General features: G+C 72.3%; 2 protein-coding genes. Both read left to right on the top strand.

Features of this window, described 5'->3' with window-relative positions; translation table 11 throughout:
• A partial coding sequence (locus I0C86_RS19590) for a DivIVA domain-containing protein (RefSeq protein WP_230394432.1) occupies positions 1 to 355 on the top strand: 355 nt, incomplete at its 5' end.
• A partial coding sequence (locus I0C86_RS19595) for a hypothetical protein (RefSeq protein WP_196202709.1) occupies positions 352 to 585 on the top strand: 234 nt, incomplete at its 3' end. The genes I0C86_RS19590 and I0C86_RS19595, both read left to right, overlap by 4 nt.

Below are 585 nucleotides of genomic sequence, written 5' to 3' on the forward strand. Positions count from 1 at the left end.
CGGCGGTACGGCGATGATCTACCGGTCCGGTGACCGTCTCGGCGCGCATGTCGTCCGCGCCGCGACCTTCGTAATGCGGCGGTGGCGCGGCGGCCTCGACCCGGATGAGGTGTACGCCTACCTGCGCCTGGTCGCCGACGAGATGGACCAGCTCGAACGCGAGGCGACGACCGCCAGGACCGAGGCGGGACGAATCCGCGAAGGGCTGCGGCAGTGGCAGTCCAGGCACGTCGGCTGCAAGTTCGTCGACCCGTCCGGCTGGGCCACCACGCCGCACCGGCAACCCCGCCCCGGCCACCGGCCGGCCGACGACTCCCAGCCGGATCAGCCACCCCGCAACGGCGGTCACTGGTGACCGAACCCCACTGGGTCATCCACCTGCCGACCACCCTCACCTCGCGGGCCGCCGCCATCGATCTGGTCGACGCGCTGCGGCACTCGCTGGCACACGTGCCCGTACTCGACTTCGGCGAGGCGACCATCTCCGAGGAGGACGAGCAGTCGAGGCGTACGCAGATCTGGTGTGACGCCCCGATCGGCGAACCTCGCGCCGGCCCCGGCAGCCGGCGCTGCCAGCGGTTCGCC

Source organism: Plantactinospora alkalitolerans, from assembly GCF_015690345.1.
Lineage (GTDB): Bacteria > Actinomycetota > Actinomycetes > Mycobacteriales > Micromonosporaceae > Plantactinospora > Plantactinospora alkalitolerans.